This window comes from uncultured Kluyvera sp. (assembly GCF_902485085.1).
Taxonomy (GTDB): Bacteria; Pseudomonadota; Gammaproteobacteria; order Enterobacterales; family Enterobacteriaceae; genus Kluyvera; species Kluyvera ascorbata.
This window is the reverse complement of record NZ_CABTJS010000022.1, coordinates 1-1,355: the sequence shown is the minus strand read 5'-3', so window position 1 is coordinate 1,355 and position 1,355 is coordinate 1. Positions and strand designations below refer to the sequence as shown.

The 1,355-nt window shown below is 52.0% G+C and carries 1 pseudogene; it reads left to right on the top strand.

The features are described 5' to 3' along the window. A pseudogene (rpoB, locus tag RDN66_RS03725) lies at positions 1-1,355 on the top strand (DNA-directed RNA polymerase subunit beta); the annotation flags it as partial.

Sequence of the window (1,355 nt, the reverse complement as noted above, 5' to 3'; positions counted from 1 at the left end):
TTTGACGTTCAGGAATGTCAGATCCGTGGCGTGACCTATTCCGCACCGCTGCGCGTAAAACTGCGTCTGGTGATCTACGAGCGCGAAGCGCCGGAAGGCACCGTAAAAGACATTAAAGAACAAGAAGTCTACATGGGCGAAATTCCGCTCATGACCGACAACGGTACCTTTGTCATCAACGGTACTGAGCGTGTTATCGTTTCTCAGCTGCACCGTAGCCCAGGCGTCTTCTTTGACTCCGATAAAGGCAAAACCCACTCTTCGGGTAAAGTGCTGTATAACGCGCGCATCATTCCTTACCGTGGTTCCTGGCTGGACTTCGAATTCGATCCGAAGGACAACCTGTTCGTACGTATCGACCGTCGCCGTAAACTGCCTGCGACCATTATTCTGCGTGCGCTGAACTACACCACTGAGCAGATCCTTGACCTGTTCTTTGAGAAAGTTGTCTTCGAAATTCGTGACAACAAGCTGCAGATGGAACTGATTCCAGAACGTCTGCGTGGCGAAACCGCGTCCTTCGACATCGAAGCGAACGGTAAAGTGTACGTTGAAAAAGGCCGCCGTATTACTGCGCGCCACATTCGCCAGCTGGAAAAAGACGATATCAAACATATCGAAGTTCCGGTTGAGTACATCGCTGGCAAAGTCGCTTCTAAAGACTACGTTGACGAATCTACTGGCGAGCTGATCTGCCCAGCCAACATGGAGCTGAGCCTGGATCTGCTGGCTAAGCTGAGCCAGTCTGGCCACAAGCGTATCGAAACGCTGTTCACTAACGATCTGGACCACGGTGCATACATTTCTGAAACTGTACGCGTCGACCCAACTAACGATCGTCTGAGCGCGCTGGTAGAAATCTACCGCATGATGCGCCCTGGTGAGCCGCCAACTCGTGAAGCTGCTGAAAGCCTGTTCGAGAACCTGTTCTTCTCCGAAGACCGCTATGACCTGTCTGCGGTTGGTCGTATGAAGTTCAACCGTTCTCTGCTGCGTGACGAGATCGAAGGTTCCGGTATCCTGAGCAAAGACGACATCATCGAAGTGATGAAGAAGCTCATCGATATCCGTAACGGTAAAGGCGAAGTCGATGATATCGACCACCTCGGCAACCGTCGTATCCGTTCCGTAGGCGAAATGGCGGAAAACCAATTCCGCGTTGGCCTGGTACGTGTTGAGCGTGCGGTGAAAGAGCGTCTGTCTCTGGGCGATCTGGATACCCTGATGCCTCAGGACATGATCAACGCCAAGCCGATTTCTGCAGCAGTGAAAGAGTTCTTTGGTTCCAGCCAGCTGTCTCAGTTTATGGACCAGAACAACCCGCTGTCTGAGATTACGCACAAACGTCGTATCTC